General features: G+C 73.2%; 1 pseudogene. It reads right to left on the reverse strand.

The features are described 5' to 3' along the window. Nucleotides 1–957: pseudogene (tnpC, locus tag R5W23_RS09240) on the reverse strand (IS66 family transposase); the annotation flags it as partial.

Here is a 957-nt window from a genome sequence, read left to right on the forward strand (position 1 = left end):
TTCACGGGGTGGCGATGGGTGCCGGGAGGAGTGAGGGCGCGGGTGTGCCGTTTCGTGCGGCTTGAATGGCGTCGGTGAGGAAGGTGAGCACGTTGCGGCCTTGCTGCTGGCACGAGGCGACGACGGTGAGCACCCGCTCGACGAATCGGGAGCCGCGTTCGGAATCGGTGCCGTAGCTGGTCTTGCGCCAGCACACCGCGTGGCGCAGGGCCCGCTCGGCCGCGTTGTTGGTGGGCTCGACGCCATCCACCCGGGCGAACGTGTACAGGGCACCGCCCAACCGCAACAATTCCCGACACACGCCGGCCGTGGTTGCGCACCCGCACGCCCGCCCGCGCCCCAGTTGGGCGTGGGCCGCGGCGCGAGCCGCGCCCAGGTGATGGGACACGAACCGGGCCCGGCTCAACGTCCCGTCTCGCACCCGGGCCCACGCGCCCAGGAGCGCATCGGCCGAGGCCAACAGGGCGGTCCCGATCGGGGCCCCGTCGTTGCCCCGGTCGATCATCGCCTGGAAGTCCCGCCGCAGGTGCGCCCAACACACCTGGCGCCGGTCCGGTGACAGGTGGTCGTAGGCCGAGTACCGGTCGGTGGTGAGCACACCCGGGGTTCCCGGGATCAGCTCGCCCAACACCGCGCGGGCTCGGGACCGGCGGATCACGAACCCGGTCAACCGGTCGGCCACCGCGACCCACAGCCAGGCCCGGCTCCGGCCCTCGCGCCATCCGGTCTCGTCCACGTTCGCGGGCTTCCCCGTGAGGTGGGCGTGGACCGCCGTGGCGACCGGCTCCAGGGCGTCCGCGGTGCGGTCCTGGAGGTGGCACACGGCACCCGGGCTGAGAGGCACCCCGAACAGGTCCCTCAGCACCCGCGCGACACCCCGCTTGCCGAGCCGGTACGCCCCGGTGAGCACCGCACACGTGGCTTGAACCCGGGGGCCGTATCCACCCCGCACCCCGG

This window comes from Gemmata algarum, from assembly GCF_034097035.1.
Lineage (GTDB): Bacteria > Planctomycetota > Planctomycetia > Gemmatales > Gemmataceae > Gemmata > Gemmata algarum.